Here is a 24,593-nt window from a genome sequence, read left to right as displayed (position 1 = left end):
GAATCACATGGAACGCGAGGTGGATGTCGTCGTCCTCGGCGGCGGACCGGTCGGCGAGAACGTCGCCGACCGCACTCGCGCCGGCGGACTCGAGACGGTGATCGTCGAACGCGAGCTCGTCGGCGGCGAATGCTCCTATTGGGCCTGCATCCCGTCGAAGACCCTGCTCCGCAGTGCCGCCGCCATGCGCGCGGCGCAGCGGGTGCCGGGCGCGGCCGAGGCCGTCACGGGATCGCTCGACGTGGCCGCGGTGCTCCGCCGGCGCGACTACTGGGTTTCGGACTGGTCGGACGCGGGCGCCGTGGGCTGGCTCGACAGCGCGGGCATCGAGCTCGAACGTGGAGCCGGGCGCCTCGACGGACCCCGCCGCGTCGTCGTGGAACGACCCGACGGCACCGAGGTCACGCTCGTCGCGCGCCACGCCGTGGTGGTCTCGACCGGCTCCGACCCGCTCGTGCCGCGCATCGAAGGACTCGCCGAGGCGAAGCCGTGGACGAGCCGCGATGCGACGAGCGTGCAGCATCCGCCCGCGCGTCTCGCGATCATCGGCGGCGGCGTCGTGGGCACCGAGATGGCGACCGCCTTCGCGGGCTTCGGCACCGAGGTCACGATGCTCGTGCGCAGTCGCCTGCTCGGGGGCTTCGAGCCGTTCGCCGGGGAGGCCGTCGCGGCTGGGCTGCGCGGGCTCGGAGCATCCGTGCGCCTGGGTGTGGAGCCCACCAAGGTGGAACGCGACGCCGACGGCCAGGTGACCATCACGCTCGACGACGGTTCGACGGTCACGGCCGACGAGGTGCTCGTCGCCACCGGACGCACCCCTCGTACCCACGGCATCGGTCTCGAGACGGTGGGCCTCGAGGCCGGCGCCTGGCTCGACGTCGACGAGACGCTGCTCGTGCGCGGAGCCTCGGGCGACGGCGACTGGCTCTACGCGACCGGCGACGTGAACCACCGGGCGCTCCTCACCCACCAGGGCAAGTACCAGGGGCGCGCGGCGGGTGACGTCATCGCCGCTCGGGCCACGGGCGCCCCCGTCGATGCGTCGCCGTGGGGCGTCCACGCGGCGACCGCCGACCACTCCGCCGTGCCGCAGGTCGTGTTCGCCGAACCCGAATGCGTCGCGATCGGGCTCACCGAGGAGGGTGCACGCCACGCCGGCATCGAGGTGCGCGTCGGCGACGTCGCCATGGAATCGGCGAGTGGAGCCGGCATCCTCGCCGACGGCTACGAGGGACGCGCGCGTCTCGTGGTCGACGCCGAGCGAGGGGTGGTCGTGGGGGCGACCTTCGTCGGGCAGGACGTCGCCGAGCTGCTGCACGCCGCGACGACGGCGATCGTCGGCGAGGTCCCGGTGGACCGGCTCTGGCACGCGGTGCCCGCCTTCCCGACCCTGAGCGAGGTCTGGTTGCGACTGCTCGAAGACCTCGGGCGTCCCGAGGCGGCCGCGTGAGCGAGCGGATGCTCCGGATCCGCCTCACGGATTCCCCCATCAGCCGCGCGGGGTACTGGTGGGCGACCCTCGTCGGCTTCACCTGGGGGTTCATCTGGAGCACCGGGCCGATCCGGGTGCGGCAGGGGCTCATCGTCTTCACGGGCATGCCGAAGTGGACCTTCGGGCGCGGCGGCTCATGCGTCGGCGGCTGCTACCTCACCGACCGCAACGACGGCGACCTCGTGCTCGGCCACGAGGCGGTGCACAAGACGCAGTGGCGCACGTACGGCATGATCTTCCCGCTGCTCTACGCCATCTCGGGCTTCGATCCGCTGCGGAACCGTTTCGAGATCGAGGCCGGACTCGAGGCCGGCGGCTACGTGCGCCGCGGGCGCCCGGTGCGGAGGCCCGGCACGCCGCGCTGACGCGTCGACGCGTCGGCAGCGCCGCCGCGGATCAGTCGCCCGCCTGCGCCGCCGCCGAGAGCGCCGCGACGAGCTCGACGAGCCCGTAGGTCAGCGACAGGGCGGTGGGCGGTGAGACCGCCGCGATGAGCTCGGTGCCGACCACCTGGGCGACCTGCCCGCCGGCGACGGCCGGGATGGCCTGGATCGGCCCCGACGCGAGGAACGCCTCGGCCTCCGCCTGCGTGTCGTGGTAGCTGATCAGCAGGTCACTGTCGAGCCGGTCGAGCTGCTCGTAGCTCAGCGTGTAGAAGAACGGCGAGTCGCCGTTCGCGAGCTCGGCGACGGCGGGCGCGTCCTCGAGGCCGAGCGCCGAGAGGAACTCCACGCGCGAGTCCTCGGGTGTGTAGACGTAGAACGTGCCGGCGACATCCCAGACGGCGGCCACGGTGAGCCCCGCCAACTCGGGGTGCGCCTCGGCCTGGGCTGCGAGCTCGGCGTCGAGGCCGTCGAGCACGGCCTCGGCCTGGTCGGCCTTGCCGAGCGCGGCACCGACGGTGGTGACGACATCGCGCCACGGCGTGGTCCATGCCTCATCCTCGTAGGCGACGGTTGGGGCGATCTCGCTGAGCAGCACGTACTGCTCCTCGGTGATGCCCGAATACGGGGCGAGGATCACGTCGGGCGCGGCCTCGACGAGCTCCTCGTACGGCGGCGCCTCACCGCCGTCGGTGAGGATGACGGGAGTCTCCTCGCCGAGCTCGTCGAGCTCCTCGGCGACCCACGGGAGCACGCCCTCATCGTTGGCGCCGTACGACTGCTGTGCCATCGCGACGGGCACCACCCCGAGCGCGAGCGCCGCCTCGGTGCTGCCCCAGCCCCAGGTGGCGACGCGCTCGGGCTCGGCGGGGATCTCCGTCTCGCCGAAGGCGTGCGTGATGGTCACCGGGAAGGTGCCGTCGGATGCCGCAGCGGCGTCATCGGCCTCCGACGCGGGTGCGGAGCATCCGGCGAGGGTCAGGGCGAGGGCGGCGGCTGCGGCGATGACGGCAGGGGTGCGTCGGGAGGGCATGGAATTCCTTTCGAGTGGTGGTGATTGTTTCGGTGGGCTACTGTGCGGCTCGGTGGAATCGTCCGATCGGGACGAGCATGGGAGCACCCGTGACGGGGTCATCGGCCACGATGCAGTCCAGGTCGAAAGCCGCGCCCACCGTCTCGGCGGTCATCACCTCGGCCGGCTCCCCCACCGCGGCGATGCGCCCACCGTCGACGACGACGAGGTGGTCGGCGTAGCGGGCCGCGAGGTTGAGCTCGTGCAGCACCATGACGACCGTCGTGCCGTGCTCGCGGTTCGACTCGGTGAGGAGGTCGAGGAGCTCGAGCTGGTGGCTGACGTCGAGGAAGCTCGTCGGTTCGTCGAGCAGCACGAGGTCGGCCCGCTGCGCGAGCGCCATGGCGATCCAGACGCGCTGCCGCTGCCCGCCCGACAGCTCGGAGACGGCGCGGTCGGCGAGCTCGGCGGTGCCGGTCGCCTCGAGCACCTCCGCGACCACGCGGTCGTCGTCGCTCGACCGTGCGCCGAACCACCCTCGGTGCGGGTGACGCCCGCGCGCCACGAGCTCGGCCACGAGCACGCCCTCGGGCGCGATGGGCTGCTGCGGCAGCACGGCGACGCGACGTGCGAACTCCCTGGGTGCGTACGAGCGGATGTCGCGGCCGCCGAGCGTGACCCGTCCGGCCTCGGGGCGCATCAGCCTGGCCAGGCCCCGGAGGAGCGTGGACTTGCCGCTCGCGTTGGGACCGACGATCGCCGTGATGCGCCCGTCGGGGATCTCGAGGTCGAGTCGCTCGATCACTGTGCGCCCGTCGTAGGCGAGCGTGAGCGCCTCGGCGCGAAGCGAGTGGACTGCCGAGCGGGTCATCCGGCGAACCCTTTCCGATTGCCCCGGGCGATGAGCCAGAGGAGGTACGGCGCCCCGATGAGGCCCGTGACGATGCCGACGGGAACCGAGACGCCGGCGAACGCGTGCTGGGCCACGAGGTCGGCGACGAGCACGATGGCCGCGCCGACGCCTGCCGACGCCGCGAGCGCCGCCCGCCCGTGTCCCACGAGCGCGCGGGCGATCGGGGCGGCGACGAGGGCCACGAAGGCGACCGGCCCGGCAAGCGCCGTCGCGACGGCGACGAGGCCGACGCCGAGCACGATGGCCACCGCCCTGGCGGGCGTGACGGAGAGCCCGACCGAACGAGCACTGTCGTCGGAGAGGTCGAGGAGGGGCATCCGAGGGGCGAAGATCGCCGTCGCGACGAGGAGCACGACGACCACGGCGCCGGCGGTGGCGAGCTCGTCCCACCCGACCGAGGCGATGCCGCCGACCATCCAGACGAGCGCCTCCGACGCCTCGCGCAGGTCGGCGCGCGTGATGAGCCAGCCGAGCAGGCCCGACACGATCGAGGCGAGGCCGATGCCCACGAGCACGAAGCGGATGCCGGTGAGCCCACCGCGCCAGGCGAGCCCCCACATGAGCGCCGCGACCGTCGACGCCCCGGCGAATGCCGCAAGCGAGACCGCCGGGCCCTCGAGTCCGAGCACGAGCATCGAGCCCACCGCGGCGAAGCTGGCGCCGCCGGTGACGCCGAGGAGGTCGGGGCTCGCGAGCGGGTTGCGGAGCGTCGTCTGGAACAGCGCGCCGCCGAGCCCGAGCGCGGCCCCCGCGATGACGGCCGCGGACACTCGCGGCAGGCGAAGCCGCAGGATGACGAACTCCGCCTTCGGAGACCCCTGTCCGGTGATCGCGGCGACGAGGTCCGAGGCGCCGAGTCCGGCGGCACCCATGAGCAGCGACGCGGTCGCCGCGACGACGCCGACGAGCGCAACGGCGGCGATGACGGATGCCCCACGCCGACGCCGCCGGGCGCGACCGAGTCGCAGCGAGGCGACGGCGGCTGCGACCCGCTCGCCGGACGGCGCGGACGCGACGGGTGCGACCGGCGCGACGGACCCGACATCGTGTTCGGAGCTCACAGCGCCGACCCCCTCGTGCGCCGAACGAGCGCGATGAGCACAGGGGCGCCGACGATCGCGGCGACGATGCCCGCCTCGAGCTCGGCCGGAGCCACCACCACTCGACCGATGACATCGGAGGCGAGCAGCACGATCGCGCCGAGCACCGCGGCGACCGGGATGAGCCATCGGTAGTCGCCGCCGACGAGTCCGCGCGCAGCGTGGGCGACGGCGAGGCCGAGGAGTGCGATGGGCCCGGCGAGCGAGGTCGCGGTGCCGGCCAGGACGATCACGGCGGCCGCGGTGACGACGCGGGTGACGCCGAGCCGCACGCCGAGGCCACGCGCGAGGTCGTCGCCGAGTGCGAGCAGGTTGAGCCGGGTCGCGAGCCACCCGGCGAGCGCGAGGCCGACGACGAGGAACGGCCAGAGCACGGTCGCCGCCTCGAGGCCGCGACCCGCGAGGGAGCCCACCGACCAGAAGCGGTACTGCGAGAGCGTGCCCTCGTCGCGGATGAGGAGCAGCGTGATGAGCGGGGTCGCCGCGGCCGTGACCGCCGCTCCCGTGAGTGCGAGCCTCGAGGGAGTCGCACCACCACCGGCGGATCCGATGGCGAACACGACGGCCGCGGCGAGCGCCGCACCGCCGAACGCGAACCAGATGAAGCCGAACGGCGAGGCCACGCCCGCGAAGGTGATGGCCGCGACCACCGCGAGCGATGCTCCCGCATTGATGCCGAGCAGGCCGGGGTCGGCGAGCGGGTTGCGCGTCGCGCCCTGCAGGAGCGCCGCGACCACCCCGAAGGCGGCCCCCGCCATGACGCCGATGACCGCACGCGGCAACCGCAGGTCGCGCAGGACAATCTGGCCGGGGTCGCCGGCCACCGGCGACGTGAACGCCTGCAGCATGACGTCGAACGGCATCTGCCGCGTGCCGATCGCGAGGCTCGCGACCACGACGACGCCGAGCAGCACCACGGAGCCGGCGAACACCGCAGCGGGCCCGAGGCGCCGGCCGGCGCGACGACCGGGCACGACGGCGGAGGCGGTGGGCGATGCCACCGGTGCGGTGCGCGACATCCGTTCGCTCACCTCGCGGATCAGTCGAGCTCGGCTCGACCCATGCGCCAGTAGCCCATGAAGGCCACCTGGCGGCGGTCGAGTCCGGCCTCGCGAACGAGGAAACGGCGAAGGGTCGTGATGGCGGATGCCTCGCCCGCGAGCCAGGCGTAGCAGTCGCCGTCGAGGCTCTGCCCCTCGGGCACGTCCCAGAGCGGTGCGTCATCGGCCTCGGCGCGCTCGGCGGGCGCGAGCTCGGCGTCCGCGCGTTCGGCGGCGTCGGTCGTCCGGGCGAGGCCGCGGCCAGCGAGGTGCCGCACGACCCAGTCGCGCACGGCCGGAACGAGCAGCGCGCCGTGCGAGCATCCGGTCGTGTCGCGGGGCAGCCAGCGCACTTCGACGCCATCGGGCGCGACGATGTCGAGGCGATCGCCGGCGCTCGGCACCTCGATCATCGCGATGCCCCGCGCGTCGTGGGACAGCGACTCGAGGATCGACGCGATCGCCGGCGCCGCGGTCTCGTCGCCGGCGAGCACAAGCGTCTCGACGTCGCCCGGTCGCCAGTCGATGCCGACGGTGCGTCCGGCGCTGAACTCGTCGGGTCCGATCAGCATGATCTCGTCGCCGGGTGCGGCAGACGCCGCCCAGGCCGAGGCGGGCCCCGCGTCGCCGTGGGCCACGAACACGAGGTCGACCTCACACGCGTCGGGCCGCACCGCGCGCACGGTGTACGTGCGGAACGGGTTGCGCAGCTGGGGCGGAAGCTCACGCCACGCGGCGTACCAGTCCTCACCGTCGGGGAACGCGGCGAAGCCGACCTCGGGCAGCGGCAGCACGACCTTCACGCGCTGGTCGAATCCGGCGGTGCCGAACGTGTCGAGCTCGTCGCCCGTGAACGTGATGCTCGTGAAGTGCGGCGTCAGGTGCTCGACCCGGGACACGCGGACGCGGAAGCTGCGGTATGCGGGACGTTCACGCGGCGGGGCGAACGGTGACGCTGCGGCATCCGAAAGTAAGGTAAGCATTACCTAAGTCTTGCACACCTGGCCGCAGCCGCGAACGCGTCGTCACCACATCGGCGGATGCCGATGCCCGCGGCGCACTCGACGCTCGAGCTGTGCCGCCAGCGCGAAGAGGGTCGCCTCGCCGCCAGGCCGGCCGATGAGCTGCACGCCCATCGGCACGCCGTCGGCCGTCTCGTCGACCGGCACGGTGATGGCCGGGAGCCCCGAGACGTTCACGAAGGAGGTGAACGGCGTCACCTGCACCTGCTGCGCGAAATTGCGCTCGCCGTCCTCCTGGTCGTACCAGCCGACGGGCGGCGGCGTGAGGGCGAGCGCCGGGGTCAGCACGGCATCGAACGAGGCGAGGCGGCGGATGACGCGCTCCTCGAATCCCGCGAGCCACGCCAACGCCTCGGCCAGTTGCCGGGCAGGGACCGACCGACCGCGAAGCATCAGCCACCGCGTGAGCGGCTCGAGCAGCGCCTCGGCCTCGCCGTCCACGGGGATCGTCGCCGCACCGGCCTGCCAGATCGTGCGGAACGCGGTCGCGTACTCCGGTTCGGGAACCGGCGGCAACGCTTCGATGCCGTGACCGAGCCCGTCGAAGGCGGCGATCGCCCGCTCCAACGCGCGGTGCGCCTCGGGCGCGATGGCGATCTCGTAGGCGTCGTCCCACGGGGAGTCGGTCATGACGCCGAGCTGGAAGCGACCCTCGCCGCGGATGGCCGCCCCGAGGTAGGGCCCGTCGTCCCCCGGCGCACGCACGGCGTACCGGTGCCGGGCGGGATACCCGGTCGGCGCGATGAGCCCGTCGAGGAGCAGCGCCGCATCGGCGACCGTGCGTGCGATCGGGCCGACGACGCCCAGTCCCGCGAGGCTCGCCAGCCCCGCCCCCGCCGGCACCCGGCCCCGTGACGGCTTCAGGCCGACGAGTCCGCACGCCGCCGCCGGGATGCGGATCGATCCACCGCCGTCGGAGCCCGGCGCGAAGGGCAGCATTCCGGATGCCACTGCCGCCGCCGCCCCCCCGCTCGAGCCGCCCGCGCCGAGGGTGAGGTCCCACGGGTTCCGTGTCGGCGGCCCGGCGAGTCCCTCGGTGTACGACGGCAGGCCGAACTCGGGCGTCGCGCTCTTGCCGAGGCTCACGGCGCCCGCCTCGTCGATCGCGCGCACGAGCTCGTCGGACTCGTCGGGCACGAAGTCGGTGAACGCGCGGGAGCCGAATCGGGCCGGCACGCCGGCACGTCGATGCAGGTCCTTGTCGGCGAGCGGCATGCCCCAGAGCGGAGCCGCGGTCGGCACGTGCTCCGCCACGAATCGCGCCCGTTCGAGCGCGGCGTCGCGCGTCATCTCGGCGAAGGCGCCGATGGTGCCGTCGAGCCGCTCGATGCGGTCGAGATAGTGGCGGGCCACCTCCAGAGGCGATACCTCACCGCGCTGCAGCAACTGGTGGAGCTCGAGGGCGGTGTTTTCGTGCAGCTCGGTCATCCTCCGAGCCTACGGTCGGGACGGCCCGCCCATCGCTAGGGTGAGGGCATGCGGACGGGCGGCGGAGCGACAGCGGCTGGGGCGTCGGTCGTGGCGCATCCGCTCGTCTGGGGTGCCGCCTGGGCCGCGGCCTTCACGACTCTCGTGGTGATCGCCGGCCTCTTCGACTGGCCCACGGCGACCTGGTTGCTCTTCGTGCTCGTGCTCGTGGCGCCGACCCTCGCCGCCACCATCTTCGTGCTGAGCGTGACCCCCAGGGATCACCTGCACGACCGCACGACGGTGTTCGGGCACTTCTTCGTGCGCTTCGTCACGCTCGTGCTCGCCTTCATGGCATGGTCGGCGTCGGTCGTGCTCGGCGCCGTCATCTCGACGTCGATCCAGCTCGCCGCGGAGAACGACGAGGAGGAGGTCGCGAGCATCGGGTTCGACGTCATGGCGGCGCTCACGCCGGCCGTGACGGCCGTGCTCTGGGGAGCCCTCATCGTGCGCTGCGTGTGGTTTCTCGCCCGGCTCCGCGGTTGGCGAGAGGTGCCGACGAGGAGCGAGGTGCCCGAGAGCCTCCTCGCCGGCCGCCCCGACCTTCGACGCGTGGTCATCGGCCTGGCGCATCCGGGCCTCCTGCTCGCGACCGGGATCGCGTCGGCGGTGGCCGCCCTCATCGCGGCGGAGGTGGAGCTGAACATCGTGCTCTGACCGTCGCCCGCGAGCCCTTGTCGTGCTCGGCTCGCGACCGCGCCTGCTCCACGGGCGGTGCCCGCGACATCCGGCCGCAACATTCGCGGAGTAATCTGGCCTGATGCTCGAGGAGGAATACCAGGAGCGGCGAGTGCTGCCCCGCCACCTGCGCAAGCCCGAGCCGGCCGAGTCGCCGTTCGAGTTCTCGATCCGGGACGCCGGGGTCCCCGACCTGCCCGCGATCCGCGAGATCTACAACTACTACGTCGCGAACTCCATGGTGACGTTCGACGAGGACGCCATGACGCTCCGCGAGTGGAAGTCGAAGTTCGCCTACCTGCAGAAGCTCGGCATGCCGTTCCTCGTGGCCGAGTCGCCGTCGGGCCAGATCCTCGGGTACGCGCTGGTGGCGCCGTGGAAGCAGAAGCGCGCCTACCGCTACACCGTCGAGAACTCCATCTACCTGGGGCCGGCGGCCGCCGGCAAGGGCCTCGGTCGGGCACTCATGGCCGAGCTCATCGCGCGCTCGAAGGCCGCCGGGCTCAAGGAGATGATCGCCGTGATCGCCGACCAGGGTGCCGAGGCGTCGATCGCGTTGCACGAGAAGTTCGGCTTCGTGGAGATCGGCCGCATGGGGCGAGTCGGCTTCAAGTTCGACCGGTGGCTCGGCACCGTGCTGTTGCAGAAGTCGTTGAAGTAGCGAGCGGATGTCCCGCGTCGGCCGGTCGCAGGCGGGCAGGCGCTCAGGCGGGCAGGCGCCAGTCGACCGGCTCGCCGCCCTGCGCCACGAGCAGCGCGTTCGCCCGACTGAACGGTCGCGACCCGAAGAACCCGCGTGAGGCCGACAGCGGACTCGGATGCGCCGACTCGATCACGGGCGTCTCTCCGAGGAGCGGCCGCAGGTTCTGCGCGTCCCGACCCCACAGGATCGCCACGAGCGGCCGGCGCCGCGCGACCAGCGTTCGGATCGCGTGGTCGGTGACCTGCTCCCACCCCCGGCCGCGGTGCGATGCGGGCTGGCCCGGCTGTACCGTCAGCACCCGGTTCAGCAGCATGATGCCGTTCCCGGCCCAGTGCGTGAGATCGCCGTGCGCGGGCGGCGCGATCCCCAGGTCGTCGGAGAGCTCTCGGTAGATGTTCTGCAGGCTCCTCGGCACGGGTCGCACGTGCGGGTCGACAGCGAAGGAGAGGCCGATCGGATGCCCCGGCGTCGGGTACGGGTCCTGCCCGACGATGAGCACCCGCACGTGGTCGAGCGGTGAGCCGAACGCCCGCAGCACGCGGTCGCCGCTCGGCAGGTAACCTCGCCCGGCCGCCGTCTCGGCACGGAGGAATTCGCCGAGCGCGGCGATCGCCGGCGCGACCGGCGCGAGGGCGCGGGCCCAACCGGGGTCGAGGAGGCCGTCGGCGGCGAGCTCGTCGAGGGTCTTCGCCACCTCAGGCGCCGATCGTCGACACGACCACGCCGGCATCGCCGGGCACCACGCGCCAGACGCTGCCGTGGCCCGCGACGCGGAGGCCGCCCTCCCCCACGATGAGCGCCGTCAGCTCGTCGATGCCGAGCCCGCGTTCGATGAGGCCCGCCTCCACGGCGGACACCAGCCGCGAGAGCGTGCCCCACTGGGCGACGTGCACGTCGATCGACACGTCCACGAGGCCGATGCCGGGGGCGACCGTCAGCTCGTCGAGGTCCTCCGAGGCCTCCTCGGGAGCGACGGGCACGCCGCCGATGCGCGAGCCGCCGACAAGGGCATGCTCAGCCGCGATGACGGCGCCGGCCGAGAAGCCGGCGTACGGCACGCCGGCCGCCACCTGACGGCGCAGTTCGCCGAAGTGCGGTTCGAGCAGGTCGCGGTACACGGGCGTGAGACCACCGCCAACGAGGATGCCGTCGACATCGGCGAACGCACTCGCCGGGATCTCGCCGTCGTGCCCGACCGCCGTCACGTGCGCCTCGAACTCACGCGCGGCCGACGCCGCCTCGACGAGCTTCGCCGCGTGCTCGGCCTCGTCGCCGTCGCGCACCGAGATGACCGCGACGCGCGGCAGGTCGCGACCGGATGCGGCGGCACGCTCTGCCGACTCGGTGAGGAACTCGGCGAACGCGGCGCCGTCGGGCTCGTCCTGCCAGCCGCCGCCGACCAGGTGCACGCTCACGCGACCGCCTCCGCGAGCTCGACGGGCGGCTGCGCCGACCAGGGGAAGACGATCCAGTCGTCGGTGCGGCGATAGTCGTAGTCGGGTGCGAGCACCGTGTGCGACTTCGTATACAGGGTCGCGGTGCGCACCTCGGCGCCCGCGTCGCGGATGATCGCCACGACCTTCGCGAGGGTTCTGCCCGAGTCCGACACGTCGTCGACGAGCAGCACCCGCCGCCCGCCGAGGGCGGGCGCATCGAGCATCGGCGGATGCAGCACCGGTTCGGGCAGGCGCTCGTCGATGCCGGTGTAGAACTCGACGTTGATGGAGCCGCACGCCTTGGTGCCGAGCGCGTACGAGATCGCCCCGGCCAGCAGCAGCCCTCCCCTCGCGATGGCGATCACGACGTCGGGACGGAAGCCCGATCGCAGCACGTCACCGGCGAGCGACCGTGCGGCCGTGCCGAACTCGTCCCAGGTGAGGATCTCGCGGCGGATCCCGTCGACGCCGTCGGCGGCGTCGTTCGCATCGAAGGTCATCCACACAGGTTAACCGTCGGGCGCGGTGCCGGCCGCGACATCCGGAATCACACCCTGCCGTCGGTCGGCGGCTCGTCGTCGTGGCGCTGCCGCACCTGGCCGATGCGCTCGTTGATGAGCGAGATGACCGTCGCCGACGCCGTGCCCACGATGGCGAGCCCACCGGCCATGAGGAGCATGGCGTAGCTGCGCCCGAGCACGGTGATCGGATAGGTGTCGCCATATCCGACGGTGGCGATCGTCACGGCGGCCCACCATACGGCGTCGCCGAACGAGGTGATGGTCGCGCCGGGGGCGTCGCGTTCGGCGGCGAGCGTCGCGAGCGCGATGAAGTACACGAACACGACCGCGTAGCTCAGGGCGTAGACGATGACCCGGGTGCGCACGGCCGCGCCGCTCCGGCGTTGGAGGTAGGGCACCTGACCGAGCAGCGACACGACGCGCAGTGCCCGGAACAGCGGAAGGACCGCCGAGAGCACGTCGATCGGATGCCGCCACACGAAGCTCCAGCGCTCACCGCGCGGTGTGAGCACGACGAGGGGCGTCGCCGTGCGCCCTTCCCAGCGAGCGCGGCGATCGGCCCTGGCCGACTCGGTCACGTCACCCCACGTCCTCCCGCACCCGGAGCTCGCCCTTCGCCACCAGGTGCGGCGCCGACTGAGCGACCGGCTTCACCACGATGAGGTCGAGGTCGACGTGCCGCGGCTTCAGCACCGCGTCGACGATGACCTCGGCGATGTCCTCGGCGACGAGCGGTTCGGGCACCTGCTCGTACACGGCGTCGGCGCGCTCGCGATCGCCGCCGAAGCGCACGAGCGAGAACTCGTCGGTCTTCACCATGCCGGGTGCGACCTCGACCACCCGGATCGGCTCCCCGTTGAGCTCGAGGCGGAGCACCGCGGTGAGTGCGTGCGCCGCGAACTTCGCCGCGTTGTAGCCGCCGCCGCCGACGTACGCGACGTGGCCCGCGATGGAGGTGATGTTCACGATGTCGGCGACGCCGCGTCCGGTCGCGCCGCGTCGCAGAAGCGGGAGCAGCGCGCTCGTCACGCGCTTCAGGGCCAGCACGTTCACCTCGAGCATCCATGCCCAGTCGTCGAGCGACGACGCCTCGACCGAATCCAGTCCCTTGGCGCCGCCCGCGTTGTTCACCAGGGCGTGCACCGGCCCGGTCGCCTGGAGGTGGGCGACGAACGCGTCGACGTCCTCCTGCTTCGTGACGTCGGCGACGAAGACGGATGCCCCGGTCTCCTCGGCGAGCGCCCGCAAACGGTCCTCGCGGCGGGCGACGCCCACGACGTCCCACCCCGCCGCACGGAACGCGCGCACCGTCGCCGCACCGATCCCGGAACTCGCACCTGTCACGACCGCCCGAAGCTCACTCATGCGCCCATTCTGCCGTCTCCGCCGACGCGCAACCCCCGGGGCGGGCCGGCGACGGGGTGTTTGAATGGGGCGATGCACACGAGGCCGCACGTGACGACACCCACGAAGCGACGGCGCGTGCCGCTGTGGGACAACGCGAGGTGGATCGCAATCACGCTCGTCGTGGTCGGCCACGGCATCCTCCCCCTCATCGGCGAGGACAACGTCGCCTACAGCGTGTACCTGTTCATCTACTCGTTCCACGTCGCCGTGTTCGTGACCGTGAGCGGCTACTTCGCGAAGTCCGGACCACCGAACGCGCGGGCGATGCGCCAGATCCTCACCGACATCGTCTTCCCGTTCTTCATCTTCGAGACGATTTGGACCGTCATCCGGTGGCTTCTCGGCGGCGCGTTCGAGCTCGACTACACGACCGCCTCGTGGACCCTCTGGTTCCTCATCGCCCTCGCGATCTGGCGCATCGTGCTGCCCTTCCTCGTGCTCCTGCGCTACCCGCTCATCATCGCCATCGTCATCTCCCTCGGGGCCGGGTACTCCGAGACCATCGACTCGACGCTGGCGCTCTCTCGCACGCTCGGCATGCTGCCGTTCTTCGTCTTCGGCTGGAAGCTCCGCCAGTGGCAGCTCACCGGCCGGTGGCTCGAACTGCCCGCGCGCATCGCGTGGCGGTGGCGCGCAGGCGCGATCGCCCTGTTCGCGGCGGTGCTCGTGATCATGCCCGTCGCCATCGAGACCTGGCGGGACCTGAAGCTGCGCCGCTTCATGCTCTACGACGAGGCGTACGTGGCGATCGGCTACGACGAGCCGTGGTCGGGGGTCATCCGCCTCGTCCTGCTGATCGGTGCGTTCGTGCTCACGGGGGCGTTCCTCGTGCTCATGCCCCGCGGGGCGACGTGGTTCACGCCGTTCGGCACGGCGACCATGTACATCTACCTCCTTCACACGTTCGTGCTCTTCCCCTTCCGCGAGACCGGCATGCTCGCCGGCGACCAGCCGTTCTGGGTGCTGCCCGCGATGATCCTGTTCTGCATCGGCATCGCGGTGGTCCTGTCGCTGAAGCCGGTGCGGCGCGTCTTCCGGCCGCTGGTGGAGCCGCGTGCCAGGTGGCTCCTGCGGCCCGAGCCGATGACGGCCACCGGAACGATCGTGCTTCCGCCCGAGGCGCTTCCGCCTGCGGCCTCCGAAGATCCCCCTCCGAAGGGCTGATGCGAACGCGGTTACGCCGTGTGTCGGCGCGCGTTGCCGCGCCGTGGGCGCGAACGTAACGTGGCTCGCACCGGGTGGGGGGACTCCCGCCCCGAGAAGGAGACCCCGATGAGCGAGAACACCGCCGACTGGCGCTTCGAGACGAAGCAGGTGCATTCGGGCGCAGCGCCCGACCCCACGACCAACGCCCGCGCGACGCCGATCTACCAGACCACCTCCTACGTGTTCGACAACTCCGAGCACGCGAAGAACCTCTTCGCCCTCGCGGAGTTCGGCAACATCTACACCCGGATCATGAACCCCACGACCGCCGTCGTCGAGGAGCGTCTCGCCGCGCTCGAGGGGGGCACCGGCGCCCTGCTCGTGGCATCCGGCCAGGCGGCCGAGACCTTCGCGGTGCTGAACATCGCGCAGGCCGGCGACCACATCGTCTCCTCCTCGTCGATCTACGGCGGCACGTACAACCTCTTCAAGTACACGCTCGCGAAGCTCGGCATCGAGACCACGTTCGTCGAGAACCAGGACGACGCCGAGGAGTGGCGTCGCGCCGTTCGGCCGAACACGAAGCTCCTCTTCGCCGAGACCATCGGCAACCCGAAGATCAACGTGCTCGACATCCGCCTCGTCGCCGACGTCGCGCATGAGGCGGGCATCCCGCTGATCGTCGACAACACGATCGCGACCCCGTACCTCATCCGCCCGTTCGAGCACGGCGCCGACATCATCGTGCATTCGGCGACGAAGTTCCTCGGCGGCCACGGCACCGTCATCGGCGGCGCCATCGTCGACGGCGGCACGTTCGAGTGGTCGAAGAACGTCGAGAAGTTCCCGGGTCTCACCGAGCCCGACCCGTCGTACCACGGCGCGAGCTACACGGCCGCGGTCGGCGACGGCCTCGCCTACATCATCAAGGCGCGCGTGCAGCTGCTCCGCGACCTCGGCTCGGCCATCTCCCCGCAGAGCGCGTGGCTGCTCATCCAGGGCATCGAGACGCTGTCGCTGCGCATCGAGCGACACGTGCAGAACGCGCAGGAGATCGCGGAATGGCTCGACAACCACGCCGACGTCGCGAGCGTGAACTACTCGGGCCTCCCCTCGAGCCCCTGGTACGCGGCGGCGAACACGTACGCCCCCAAGGGCGTCGGTGCCGTGCTGTCGTTCGAGCTCAAGGGCGGCGTCGACGCCGGTCGTGCCCTCGTCGACAACCTCAAGCTGTTCAGCCACCTCGCGAACATCGGCGACGTGCGCTCGCTCGTCATCCACCCGGCGTCCACGACGCACTCGCAACTCACACCCGAGCAGCAGCTCACGGCCGGCGTCACGCCCGGTCTCGTGCGCCTCTCGGTGGGCATCGAGAACATCGACGACCTGAAGGCCGACCTCGAGGCGGGCCTGGCCGCCGCGCGTGCCGCTGCGGAGGCCAGCCGGGTCTGAACCTGCACCGGACGACGGATGCCGCGGGCCGACTGGGCTCGCGGCATCCGCCGTCTTCGCGGTGAAACGGTGTAACAATGACCCGACCGTCATCGGGGTTGGGGAGAATCGGAACATGGACTGGCAGACGACGGCCGATGCGATGCCCGCGAGCATCGTCTCCGAGGCGCGTGCGCTGACGATGGCCGGTCGCGCCCCGGCGACCGGCGCGTGGCGCGAGGGCGACCCCGTCGGCGACCGCCGGTTCGTCGGCATCGGCGATCTGCCCCTCGACTCCGGCGAGACGCTGCCCGGGGTGCGCATCGCCTACGAGCACTGGGGAACGCTGTCGCCGCAGGCCGACAACGCCGTCCTCGTGCTGCACGCCCTCACGGGCGACAGCCATGTCATCGGTTCGGCCGGTCCCGGACACCCGAGCGCCGGGTGGTGGCCGGGCGTCGTCGGGCCCGGGCTGCCGATCGACACCGACCGGTACTTCGTGGTCGCCCCCAACGTGATCGGCGGATGCCAGGGCTCCACCGGGCCGGCATCGCTCGCGCCCGACGGCATCGAGTGGGGCGCGCGGCTGCCGTTCCTCACGATCCGCGACCAGGTGCGGGCCCAGATCGCCTTCGCCGAGCGCATCGGCATCCCGCGATTCGCCGCCGTCGTCGGCGGCTCGATGGGAGCCATGCAGGTGCTCGAGTGGGCGATCATGGCACCCGACGCCGTCGAGCGCATCGCGGTGCTCGCCGGGCCGCCCGCGGCGACGGCCGACCAGGTGGCGCTGAACTCCGTGCAGATCGAGGCCATCCGCAGCGACCCCGCCTTCCGTGGCGGCGACTACTACGACGCGCCCGACGGCGAGGGGCCGAGCCGCGGGCTCGCACTCGCCCGGCGCATGGCCATGCTCAACTACCGCACCGCGACCGAGCTCAACTCGCGGTTCGAGCGGAGTTGGCAATCGGGGCTCGATCCCCTCGGCGGGGGCGGCCGGTTCGCGGTCGAGTCCTACCTCGACTTCCACGGCAACAAGTTCACCCGTCGCTTCGACGCGAACAGCTACGTCGTGCTCACGCAGGCCATGAACTCCCACGACGTGGGCCGCGGCCGCGGCGGCGTCGCGGGCGCCCTCGACGGGGTGACGGCCGCGAGCCTCGTGCTCGGCATCGACAGCGACCGCTACTTCTCGCTCGAGGGGCAGGTCGAGATCGCGGCCCTGCTCCGGTACAGCGTGCACGGCCCCGAGCCCGTGGTGCTGCATTCCGAATACGGGCACGACGCGTTCCTCATCGAGCATGCCGCCGTCGGCGAAGCCCTGCGGGATCTGCTCGCGGCCTGAGCCGCACGCCCGCGCGCTCCCCGCCCACGCGAAACGGGGGAATTCTCGACTACAGTTTCGAGGTGACGGCACTCGCATGCCGGGTGTGAGACCCTGCTGAGGGGGTGGAGTGAAGCGCATCCACAAGGAACGCGACCGGCTGCTGCGACGTCTCACGCGAGTGACCGGCCTGGTCGGTGCGGCCGGTGCCTTCGCCTGCATGCTGATTCCCGGTGCATCCAGTGGCATGGAATTCGTCGTCGCCGCACTCTCCGGTGCCGCCATCGCAGCACTCGTGGGCGTCCACTCCGCGCGGGGCCTCCTCCTTCCCGCCCTCGGCGTGATCGCCGTGGCGATCACGCGCATCGTCATATTCGGCACCGCCTCCGTCATCGATCCGGCCACGATCACGTCGCTGGCGATCACCGGCGGTGTCAGCTCGGCATCGGTCGCGATCACCCTCGTCGTGCGCCGGCACGGACGGCTGCTCGTCGTCGGCCTCCTCAGCGCCATGCTCATCGCGATCTGGGTCACCTCGGCGTGGGGCCATGACCTCCGCGCCGTCGCGGTGACGACCATCGCCGGGTGGGCGGCCTGCATGGCGCTCGGCGTATGGATCGACCGCGCCATCGCCGACGCCTCGGACCGCATCGATGAAGTGGGCAGGGCACACGAGGCCGAGCGCCTCGCGAGCGAGCTCGAGGCACAGCAACGCCAGGACGCGCGCGTGCTGCACGACACGGTGCTCGCGACCCTCTCGCTCCTCGCCCATTCCGGCGTGGGCGTGGGGCCGAGCGCCCTCCGGCAGCAGGCCGGCGACGATGCACGGCTCCTGCGCCAACTGCGGCTGGGTGCGCCGCTCGACGCGGGCTCGACGGCGATCTTCTCCCCCGACTCCTCCGACGACGAGCTCGGCACGACGTTCGAGGCGGTGCGGCAGCGATTCGCGCGCATGGGCCTGGACGTGAACTGGCACGGAGCCGGCCAGCTCGCCCTGCCCAGGGAGACGCTCGACGCGCTGCTCGGCGCGCTCGGCGAATGCCTCGAGAACGTGCGCCGTCATGCCGGCGTGAACGAAGCGGATGTCACCGTCACCGACGACGACCGCACCGTCCGCGCCATGGTCACCGACACCGGGCGCGGCTTCGAGCCCGACACGATCGACGGTGCGCGCCTCGGCTACGCCGAGTCGGTCGTCGGGCGACTGCACACGGTGGGCGGACGCGCCCGCGTCTTCTCCTCCCCCGGCTCCGGCACGACCGTCATGCTCGAGGTGCCCAAGCCGTGAGCGACGAACACATCGACGATCTCCGCGCGCGGCCTCGCGCGTTCCGGCGACCGGCGCGATCCACGCGCATCGCACGAGATGTGCGGGACAGCCACGGGGGCCGGCGCCTCGCCACGGGCGTCACGATCGCGGCGGCCCTCCTGGTGCTCGCGCACCTGGTGCACGCCATCGCCATGGCGCCGTACTTCCTGCTGTCGGGTCTCGGCCCGTGGCCGGCGTGGATCGCGCTCGCGGTCATCGTCGGCGTCGGTGCCCTGTCGCGCATCATCTGGCGCAGCCTTCCCGACTGGCTCTACGTGCTGCTCCTCGCCGCCCTCGTCGTGCCGGTGGCACTGGATCTCGTCGCGACCGCCGGACTGCTGCGGCTCGGCGTCGCGCCGACCGCCGCCGCCGCGGCCGGCGCCGTGCTGATGCCGGTCGCCGCCATCCGCGGAACCCGGGTCCCGCTCGTCGTCGCGGGGACGATCGGCGTGGCCATCGCCGTCGGGGCGATCGCGCAGACGGATGCCGCGGGCATCGCCACCGTCGTCGGAGTCGCCGTCGCGGCATCCGCCGTCTTCCCGGTGCTCATCGTCACGGTCGGGGTCGACGGGTTCCGGCGCCTGGTCGGTCGCGAACTCGACCTCTCGCTCGTGCAGAGCACCGTCGGCACCTCGAGGTCGGCCGTCGGCATGCGCGCCTCGGAGGAGCTCGCCCAGCTGGACTTCGACGCCGAGACCCTGCTCGACGACGTGGGGTCGGGGCGCATCGCCATCCCGCTGCCCGACGAGGCCGCCGAGCGCGCCGGAACGCTCGCCGCCCGTCTCCGCGTCCGCCTCATCGAGGGACGGACCGACACGTGGCTCCGCCACGCCGTCACGGAGTCCGCTTATCTCAGCGACCGGGTCACCGTCGACGATCCGAACGGATGCGCCGGGCTCCTCTCCCAGTCCCAGCGCGACGGGCTCCTGCTCGCGCTCTGGCTGCTCGTCGCCGACCGGCCGAAGAAGCCGACCCAGCCGATGTCGGCGATCGTGCGCTGCCGGGAGACGGGCGACCGGGCCGACGGCGATCCGAACGGATTCGCCATGGCGATCGAGATCGCGGGCGTCTCGCGTCGCCGCGTCGACCCGTCGGCATGGGACGCTATCGGTAGTGTCGGAATTCACGAGGTCGTACCGGGCGCCGAAGGCTTCCGCGTCGACATCGCCTGCCGGGTGGCACCGCTCTCCCCGGCAGGCAGCCCGTCGGCCCGAGCGGCCGCCAGATCGAGGGGAAGCTGAATGGATGAGAACGGTCCACCCATCCGTCTCGCGATCGTCGACGACCACCGCATGCTGCTGGGGGCGCTCTCGGAGTGGCTGCGTGCCGCGGCATCCGACATCGACCTGGCCGCGGCCGTGGCGTCGTGGTCGGAGCTGCTCGCCCACCCCCAGTTCCCGGTCGACGTGGTGCTCCTCGACCTCGACCTTCGCGACAACATCCCGATCTCGCTGAAGCTGTCGATGCTGAAGAGCGCCGGCGTGCAGACGATGCTCATGAGCACCTACTCCGAGCCCGCGGTCGTGCGCGAGGCGCTCGGGGCCGGCGCGCTCGGCTACCTCGTCAAGTCCGAGCCCGTCGAGAACATCATCGAGGCCATCAGGGCGGCCCGGGTCGGGCAGTCGTACCTGACGCCCGAGCTCGAGGACGCCCTCGCCGACGAGGGCGCGGTTCCGAAGCTCTCGGCGCAGGAGCGTCGCGTCATGGCGCTCTACGGCGCCGGGCAGCCCGTCAAGGCCGTCGCGTTCCAGCTCGGCATCTCGGAGGAGACCGCGAAGAGCTACCTGAAGCGCATCCGCGAGAAGTACCGTGCGGCCGGCTTCGACGTGGGCACCAAGGTGGCGCTCCGCAAGCGCGCGATCCTCGACGGGATCCTGCTGCAGTCCGACTGACGGATCCCGCAACGCGTCGGCCCTCGCGGCGTGCGCGGACCGCCCTACGCCGCGCCTTCCCCCGTCTCGTCGATCGCGGTCTCGAGCCGCTCGATCTTCGCGTCGAGCTCGCCGGAGTAGCCGGGTCGGATATCCGCCTTCAGCACGAGCGACACCCTCGATCCGTACTCGCCCACGGCTTCCGTCGCCCGGCGGACGACGTCGAAGACCTCGTCCCATTCGCCTTCGAGTTCGGTGAACATCGACGTCGTGCGGTTCGGGAGCCCCGATTCGCGAACGATCCGCACGGCCGCCGCGACGGCGTCGTGCACGGATCCGTCGGCGCTGCCGGTGCCGCCAGGGGCGACCGAGAATGCGACGAGCATGGTTCTTCCTCCAGTGGTTCAGGCCATTGACGGATGATGCGACACCACGTCGCCTCCAGCGTGCCACACGGCTCGCACGCACCACGCGAGGAGCAGCACGAGCAGCAGCACCTTGACGGTGAGCGCGAGCACGAGCAGTGGATGGGCGACGAGCAGCCAGTCGTACCAATACGGGTAGATCACCTGGGTCACGAGTGCGATTGCCGAGGCGAGCAGCGCGGGAACCGCGAATCTCCGTGGCCGCAGCACGAGCCCCAGGATCACGGGAGCGGCCAGCCAGGTGACGAACTGCGGGGAGCCGACCTTGTTGGCGAGCATCAGCACGAGCACGAAGGCGAGCGCGAGCGGCGGCAGCAGGCGCCCGAAGGCGGCTCCTCGCCGTACGGCCCGGAGTCCCACGAGGAGCACCGCCACCACGCCGAGCAGCATCACCGGCGTCGTGAGGGCGGCCGCGACATCCGCCCCGGGACCTGCGATCTGGAAGGTGAGGATCTCGCGGTCGTAGCGGATGCGCACGTCGGGATTCCCGGCGGCGATCTGCCACAGCCACGCGAGCGCGACGGGTGCCTCGATCTGGAGGCCGCGCCCCGCCTGCTCGCCGATGAAGCCGAGCGCGTTCAGGCCCGAGCCGGCGATGAGGCTCGCGCCGAGGATGCCCGCGCTCAACGCCGCCGCGACGGTGACGACGTCGCCGCGCTTGCGCGACGCCATGATGAGGGCGGCGAAGAGCGCCGCCGGCCAGACCTTCACCCACGCACCGATCGTGAGGAGCACGGCGGCGACGCGGGGGCGACCGGCCGCCCAGAGCAGGCCGGTCACGGCGAGTGGCACGGTGACCGCGTCGATGCGCCCGAGCGCGATCGGGCCGAGGAGGGCGAGGAAGCCCAGCCACCACCACGCGGCGAGCCGTCGCGGCCGCGAGAACCGCCGACGGCCGAGGAGCACCGCGAACGCGACGGCGTCGAGCACGGTGACGATGCCGAGCCAGGTCTGGCTGTACCAGTCGGGGCCGAACGCGAGCGCACCCGTCATGGGCGCGAACGCGAGGATCGGGTACACCCACGGCACGTCGATGCCCATGCGCACGTAGCCGTCGGCCGCGTTCATGGCCCACACCCGGTAGACGCCCTCGACATCGCCGAGCGGCCAGCCGGGCGCCCGGAGGTTCAGCTGGATGAGCGCGGTGTGCACGAGCGCGAAGGCGATCCAGAGGGCGACTCGCTCGCCGAGGAATCCGCGGATGCGGGGGCTCAGCCGGCCGGCGAGGCCCACCGGGTGCGGTGAGGGCGAAGCGGATGCCTCGCGAACGCCCCCCTTCATCATGGCGACGAGCCTATCCGAGCGTCACATTCAGCCACGCCTCCCACCACGTGTCGGCGGAGTGCGGCATGCTGGAATGCGCCCCGCGCGACCCCGCAGCATCACCGCCACGCAACCCCGCCAGCATCCCGGAGGCCACCGATGAACCGACGCCCGTTCTCCGCCCTCGCCGTCCTCGCATCCGCCGCGTTCCTCCTCGCCGGCTGCGCCGCATCCGGCGGCGCCGGTGACGCGAACGACGCCGACAGCGACTACGTCACGCCCGGCAAGCTCACGATCGGCACGGGCGAACCCGCCTACTACCCGTGGGTGCAGGACGACGCGCCCGAATCGGGCCAGGGCTTCGAGGCGGCGGTGGCCTACGCGGTCGCCGAGCAGCTCGGCTTCGGCAAGGGCGACGTCGAGTGGGTGCGCACGACCTTCGACCAGGCGATCGCACCCGGCCCGAAGGACTTCGACTTCAACCTGCAGCAGTTCTCCATCACGCCCGAGCGCGCCGAGGCGGTGGACTTCTCCTCGCCCTACTACGAGACCACCCAGGTCGTGATCTCCGTCGACGACTCCCCCGCCGTCGACGCGACGACCATCGCCGACCTGAAGGGCCTCCTCATCGGCGCGCAGACGGGCACGACGAGCCTCGACGCGGTCGAGGACGTCATCGCACCCACCGCCGGTGCCCAGGTCTTCAACACGAACGACGACGCGAAGCTCGCCCTCCAATCCGGACAGGTCGACGCGATCGTCGTCGACCTGCCGACCGCGTTCTACCTCACGGCCGTCGAGCTCGACGGTGGCGAGATCGTCGGCCAGTTGCCGTCGACGAGCGGCGGCGACGAGTTCGGCCTCGTGCTCGAGAAGGACTCCCCGCTCACCGAGAAGGTCACCGAGGCGGTCGACGCGCTCCGCGAGGACGGCACGCTCGATGAACTCGCGGCGGAGTGGCTCGGCGGCGACGACGCGGCGCCCGTCCTCGAATGACGGATGCCGCGGCATCCGCGGTCGACGCCGCCCGGCGGCCGAGCGAACTCGAGCTCGGCCGGCGGGCGTTCCGTCGCCGGCAGACGCTGCGCTCGGTGCTCATCGGAGCCGCCTCGACGATCGCGCTCGCGGTGGCCCTCGGCTTCGCCCTCGTCGGCTCGCCCGGCTGGGCGCGGGTGCAGCAGAGCTTCTTCGACCCCGAAGTCGCACTCGCGTCGCTCCCGCGCGTGCTCCATGGCCTTTGGCTCAACGTCCAGGTGCTCCTCGTGGCGAGCATCGGCGTGCTCGTGTTCGCCCTCCTGCTGGCAGCGCTCCGTACGCTCCGCGGGCCGGTGTTCTTCCCGTTGCGCGCCCTGTCGGCGGCGTACACCGACCTGTTCCGCGGCATGCCGCTCATCATCGTGCTGTACCTGGTCGGCTACGGCATCCCGGGGCTCGACTTCTTCGAGCGGATGCCCGCCGCGTTCTGGGGCACCATCGCGCTCATCCTCACCTATTCGGCGTACGTCGCCGAGGTGTTCCGTGCCGGCATCGACTCCGTGCATCCGTCGCAGCGGCTCGCGGCGCGCTCGCTCGGCCTCAGCCACGGACAGACCATGCGCCGGGTGGTGCTGCCGCAGGCGGTGCGGCGGGTCACGCCCGCGCTCATGAACGACTTCGTCGCCATGCAGAAGGATGTCGGCCTCATCTCCGTGCTCGGAGCCGTCGACGCCGTGCGGGCGGCGCAGATCGAGACCGCCCACTTCTTCAACTACACGCCGTACGTCGTGGCCGGGCTCCTGTTCGTGCTGCTCGCGTGGCCCACCATCCGGCTCACCGATTGGGTGTCGGCGCGCATGCGCGCCCGCGAGCAGGCCGGGAGCCTGGTGTGACGGGCTTCGGCGGCGTCGGTCGAGCGGATGCCGCGACCCCGGACGCGACGCCCGTACTGCGACTCCGGGGCATCCGTCGCGCCTTCGGCGACCGCGAGGTGCTTCGCGGCGTCGACCTCGACGTGGCGGCGCACGAGGTGGTCGCCCTCGTCGGGGCGAGTGGCTCGGGCAAGTCGACGCTGCTGCGCACCGTGAACCTCACCGAGTCGATCGACGACGGCGTCATCCTCCTCGCCGGCGAGGACGTCAGCGATCCGCGGGTCGATGCCGATCGAGTCCGGGCCCGCATCGGCGTGGTCTTCCAGCACTACAACCTGTTCCCGCACCTCAGCGTGCTCCAGAACGTGACGCTCGCCTCGCGCCTCGTGCACCGGATGCCCCGGGCCGAGGCCGAGGGCCGAGCGCTCGAGCTGCTCGACTCCATCGGCCTCGCCGAGCAGGCACGCGCCTACCCCGACCGGCTCTCGGGCGGGCAGCAGCAGCGGGTCGCGATCGTGCGGGCCATCGCAACGTCGCCCGAACTGCTGCTGCTCGACGAGGTGACGAGCGCGCTCGACCCCGAACTCGTCGGCGAGGTGCTCGAACTCGTACGCTCGCTCGCCGAGTCGGGCACGACCATCGTCATGGCCACGCATGAGATGGCCTTCGCTCGCGACGTCGCCGACCGGGTGGTGTTCCTCGACGGCGGCCGCATCATCGAGGACTCGCCCGCCGCGGAGTTCTTCAGCTCCCCGCGCGAGCCGCGCACGCGCGAGTTCCTCGCGCGATTCCTGCCGCGCGGCTGA

General features: G+C 71.9%; 26 protein-coding genes. 13 read left to right on the top strand and 13 right to left on the bottom strand.

Annotated elements, in window-relative coordinates; all coding sequences use genetic code 11:
* Positions 1 to 7 precede the first annotated feature (7 nt).
* A complete protein-coding gene (locus AB0K73_RS11780; protein ID WP_360512323.1) occupies positions 8 to 1,450 on the top strand; it encodes an NAD(P)/FAD-dependent oxidoreductase in 1,443 nt (480 codons plus the stop codon).
* Between the two features lie 8 nt (positions 1,451 to 1,458).
* A complete protein-coding gene (locus AB0K73_RS11775; protein WP_360513010.1) occupies positions 1,459 to 1,857 on the top strand; it encodes a Fe-S oxidoreductase in 399 nt (132 codons plus the stop codon).
* A 31-nt stretch (positions 1,858 to 1,888) separates the two neighbouring features.
* Here the strand turns inward: AB0K73_RS11775 and AB0K73_RS11770 are convergent, their stop codons facing one another.
* The 6 genes from AB0K73_RS11770 to AB0K73_RS11745 are packed head-to-tail and all read right to left on the bottom strand — an operon-like array spanning position 1,889 to position 8,390.
* Positions 1,889 to 2,908, bottom strand: a complete 1,020-nt coding sequence (locus AB0K73_RS11770) for an iron-siderophore ABC transporter substrate-binding protein (RefSeq protein WP_360512326.1) — start codon at positions 2,906 to 2,908, stop codon at positions 1,889 to 1,891.
* Between the two features lie 37 nt (positions 2,909 to 2,945).
* Entirely contained in the window at positions 2,946 to 3,758 is an 813-nt protein-coding gene (locus AB0K73_RS11765) for an ABC transporter ATP-binding protein (protein WP_360512328.1), read from the bottom strand.
* A complete protein-coding gene (locus tag AB0K73_RS11760) occupies positions 3,755 to 4,861 on the bottom strand; it encodes an iron chelate uptake ABC transporter family permease subunit (protein ID WP_360512330.1) in 1,107 nt (368 codons plus the stop codon). The genes AB0K73_RS11765 and AB0K73_RS11760 overlap by 4 nt, the downstream gene beginning before the upstream one ends.
* Positions 4,858 to 5,919, bottom strand: coding sequence for an iron ABC transporter permease (locus tag AB0K73_RS11755; protein ID WP_360512332.1), 1,062 nt, complete (start codon positions 5,917 to 5,919; stop codon positions 4,858 to 4,860). Before AB0K73_RS11755 ends, AB0K73_RS11760 begins: the two co-directional genes overlap by 4 nt.
* 20 nt (positions 5,920 to 5,939) lie before the next feature.
* Positions 5,940 to 6,923: a siderophore-interacting protein gene (locus AB0K73_RS11750; RefSeq protein WP_360512334.1), complete on the bottom strand. Its 984-nt coding sequence runs from the start codon at positions 6,921 to 6,923 to the stop codon at positions 5,940 to 5,942.
* Between the two features lie 42 nt (positions 6,924 to 6,965).
* Positions 6,966 to 8,390, bottom strand: a complete 1,425-nt coding sequence (locus tag AB0K73_RS11745) for an amidase (RefSeq protein WP_360512336.1) — start codon at positions 8,388 to 8,390, stop codon at positions 6,966 to 6,968.
* Positions 8,391 to 8,438: 48 nt separating this feature from the next.
* Here AB0K73_RS11745 and AB0K73_RS11740 point away from each other — a divergent pair, with 48 nt between their 5' ends.
* Together AB0K73_RS11740 and AB0K73_RS11735 are read left to right on the top strand one after the other, a co-directional pair.
* Positions 8,439 to 9,086, top strand: a complete 648-nt coding sequence (locus AB0K73_RS11740) for a hypothetical protein (protein ID WP_360512338.1) — start codon at positions 8,439 to 8,441, stop codon at positions 9,084 to 9,086.
* A 103-nt stretch (positions 9,087 to 9,189) separates the two neighbouring features.
* A complete protein-coding gene (locus AB0K73_RS11735) occupies positions 9,190 to 9,768 on the top strand; it encodes an N-acetyltransferase family protein (RefSeq protein WP_360512340.1) in 579 nt (192 codons plus the stop codon).
* Positions 9,769 to 9,811: 43 nt separating this feature from the next.
* On the opposite strand, the gene AB0K73_RS11730 is transcribed toward AB0K73_RS11735, so the two are convergent.
* Genes AB0K73_RS11730 through AB0K73_RS11710 form a run of 5 tightly spaced genes read right to left on the bottom strand, consistent with a single transcriptional unit; the run spans position 9,812 to position 13,132 of the window.
* The gene (locus AB0K73_RS11730; RefSeq protein WP_360512342.1) at positions 9,812 to 10,504 is read right to left on the bottom strand and encodes a uracil-DNA glycosylase; all 693 of its coding nucleotides are present in this window, start codon (positions 10,502 to 10,504) and stop codon (positions 9,812 to 9,814) included.
* A gap of 1 nt (position 10,505) precedes the next feature.
* Complete coding sequence (locus AB0K73_RS11725; RefSeq protein ID WP_360512344.1) at positions 10,506 to 11,225, bottom strand: Type 1 glutamine amidotransferase-like domain-containing protein; 720 nt, start codon at positions 11,223 to 11,225, stop codon at positions 10,506 to 10,508.
* Positions 11,222 to 11,746, bottom strand: coding sequence for a phosphoribosyltransferase (locus tag AB0K73_RS11720; RefSeq protein WP_360512346.1), 525 nt, complete (start codon positions 11,744 to 11,746; stop codon positions 11,222 to 11,224). The genes AB0K73_RS11725 and AB0K73_RS11720 overlap by 4 nt, the downstream gene beginning before the upstream one ends.
* Before the next feature lie 47 nt (positions 11,747 to 11,793).
* Complete coding sequence (locus tag AB0K73_RS11715; RefSeq protein WP_360512348.1) at positions 11,794 to 12,345, bottom strand: ion channel; 552 nt, start codon at positions 12,343 to 12,345, stop codon at positions 11,794 to 11,796.
* A gap of 1 nt (position 12,346) precedes the next feature.
* Entirely contained in the window at positions 12,347 to 13,132 is a 786-nt protein-coding gene (locus tag AB0K73_RS11710; RefSeq protein ID WP_360512350.1) for an SDR family NAD(P)-dependent oxidoreductase, read from the bottom strand.
* A 90-nt stretch (positions 13,133 to 13,222) separates the two neighbouring features.
* On the opposite strand from AB0K73_RS11710, the gene AB0K73_RS11705 reads away from it, so the two are divergent.
* The 6 genes from AB0K73_RS11705 to AB0K73_RS11680 all read left to right on the top strand — a co-directional run bounded on the left by AB0K73_RS11705 (position 13,223) and on the right by AB0K73_RS11680 (position 20,273).
* Positions 13,223 to 14,338, top strand: a complete 1,116-nt coding sequence (locus AB0K73_RS11705) for an acyltransferase family protein (protein ID WP_360512352.1) — start codon at positions 13,223 to 13,225, stop codon at positions 14,336 to 14,338.
* 108 nt (positions 14,339 to 14,446) lie between these two features.
* Positions 14,447 to 15,772 (top strand): bifunctional o-acetylhomoserine/o-acetylserine sulfhydrylase, encoded by a 1,326-nt coding sequence (locus AB0K73_RS11700; protein WP_360512354.1) that lies wholly within the window; start codon positions 14,447 to 14,449, stop codon positions 15,770 to 15,772.
* Between the two features lie 115 nt (positions 15,773 to 15,887).
* Positions 15,888 to 17,093 carry a homoserine O-acetyltransferase gene (locus tag AB0K73_RS11695; RefSeq protein ID WP_360512356.1) on the top strand — a complete coding sequence of 402 codons (1,206 nt, stop codon included), beginning with the start codon at positions 15,888 to 15,890 and terminating at the stop codon, positions 17,091 to 17,093.
* A 109-nt stretch (positions 17,094 to 17,202) separates the two neighbouring features.
* Positions 17,203 to 18,360 carry an ATP-binding protein gene (locus AB0K73_RS11690; protein ID WP_360512358.1) on the top strand — a complete coding sequence of 386 codons (1,158 nt, stop codon included), beginning with the start codon at positions 17,203 to 17,205 and terminating at the stop codon, positions 18,358 to 18,360.
* Complete coding sequence (locus AB0K73_RS11685; RefSeq protein WP_360512360.1) at positions 18,357 to 19,622, top strand: hypothetical protein; 1,266 nt, start codon at positions 18,357 to 18,359, stop codon at positions 19,620 to 19,622. Before AB0K73_RS11690 ends, AB0K73_RS11685 begins: the two co-directional genes overlap by 4 nt.
* Complete coding sequence (locus tag AB0K73_RS11680) at positions 19,623 to 20,273, top strand: response regulator transcription factor (RefSeq protein ID WP_360512362.1); 651 nt, start codon at positions 19,623 to 19,625, stop codon at positions 20,271 to 20,273.
* A gap of 44 nt (positions 20,274 to 20,317) precedes the next feature.
* Here the strand turns inward: AB0K73_RS11680 and AB0K73_RS11675 are convergent, their stop codons facing one another.
* Both AB0K73_RS11675 and AB0K73_RS11670 read right to left on the bottom strand, forming a co-directional pair.
* Positions 20,318 to 20,638 (bottom strand): thiamine-binding protein, encoded by a 321-nt coding sequence (locus tag AB0K73_RS11675; protein WP_360512364.1) that lies wholly within the window; start codon positions 20,636 to 20,638, stop codon positions 20,318 to 20,320.
* A gap of 18 nt (positions 20,639 to 20,656) precedes the next feature.
* Positions 20,657 to 21,961 carry a glycosyltransferase 87 family protein gene (locus AB0K73_RS11670; protein ID WP_360512366.1) on the bottom strand — a complete coding sequence of 435 codons (1,305 nt, stop codon included), beginning with the start codon at positions 21,959 to 21,961 and terminating at the stop codon, positions 20,657 to 20,659.
* Between the two features lie 138 nt (positions 21,962 to 22,099).
* Between AB0K73_RS11670 and AB0K73_RS11665 the strand changes: the two genes are divergently transcribed.
* The 3 genes from AB0K73_RS11665 to AB0K73_RS11655 are packed head-to-tail and all read left to right on the top strand — an operon-like array spanning position 22,100 to position 24,593.
* Positions 22,100 to 22,936, top strand: a complete 837-nt coding sequence (locus AB0K73_RS11665; RefSeq protein ID WP_360512368.1) for an ABC transporter substrate-binding protein — start codon at positions 22,100 to 22,102, stop codon at positions 22,934 to 22,936.
* Complete coding sequence (locus AB0K73_RS11660) at positions 22,933 to 23,808, top strand: amino acid ABC transporter permease (RefSeq protein WP_360512370.1); 876 nt, start codon at positions 22,933 to 22,935, stop codon at positions 23,806 to 23,808. Before AB0K73_RS11665 ends, AB0K73_RS11660 begins: the two co-directional genes overlap by 4 nt.
* The gene (locus AB0K73_RS11655) at positions 23,805 to 24,593 is read left to right on the top strand and encodes an amino acid ABC transporter ATP-binding protein (RefSeq protein ID WP_360512372.1); all 789 of its coding nucleotides are present in this window, start codon (positions 23,805 to 23,807) and stop codon (positions 24,591 to 24,593) included. The genes AB0K73_RS11660 and AB0K73_RS11655 overlap by 4 nt, the downstream gene beginning before the upstream one ends.

Origin of the sequence: Agromyces sp. NPDC052230 (assembly GCF_040679595.1) — a bacterium.
Classification (GTDB): Bacteria; Actinomycetota; Actinomycetes; order Actinomycetales; family Microbacteriaceae; genus Agromyces.
This window is presented reverse-complemented; position numbering and strand designations above follow the sequence as displayed.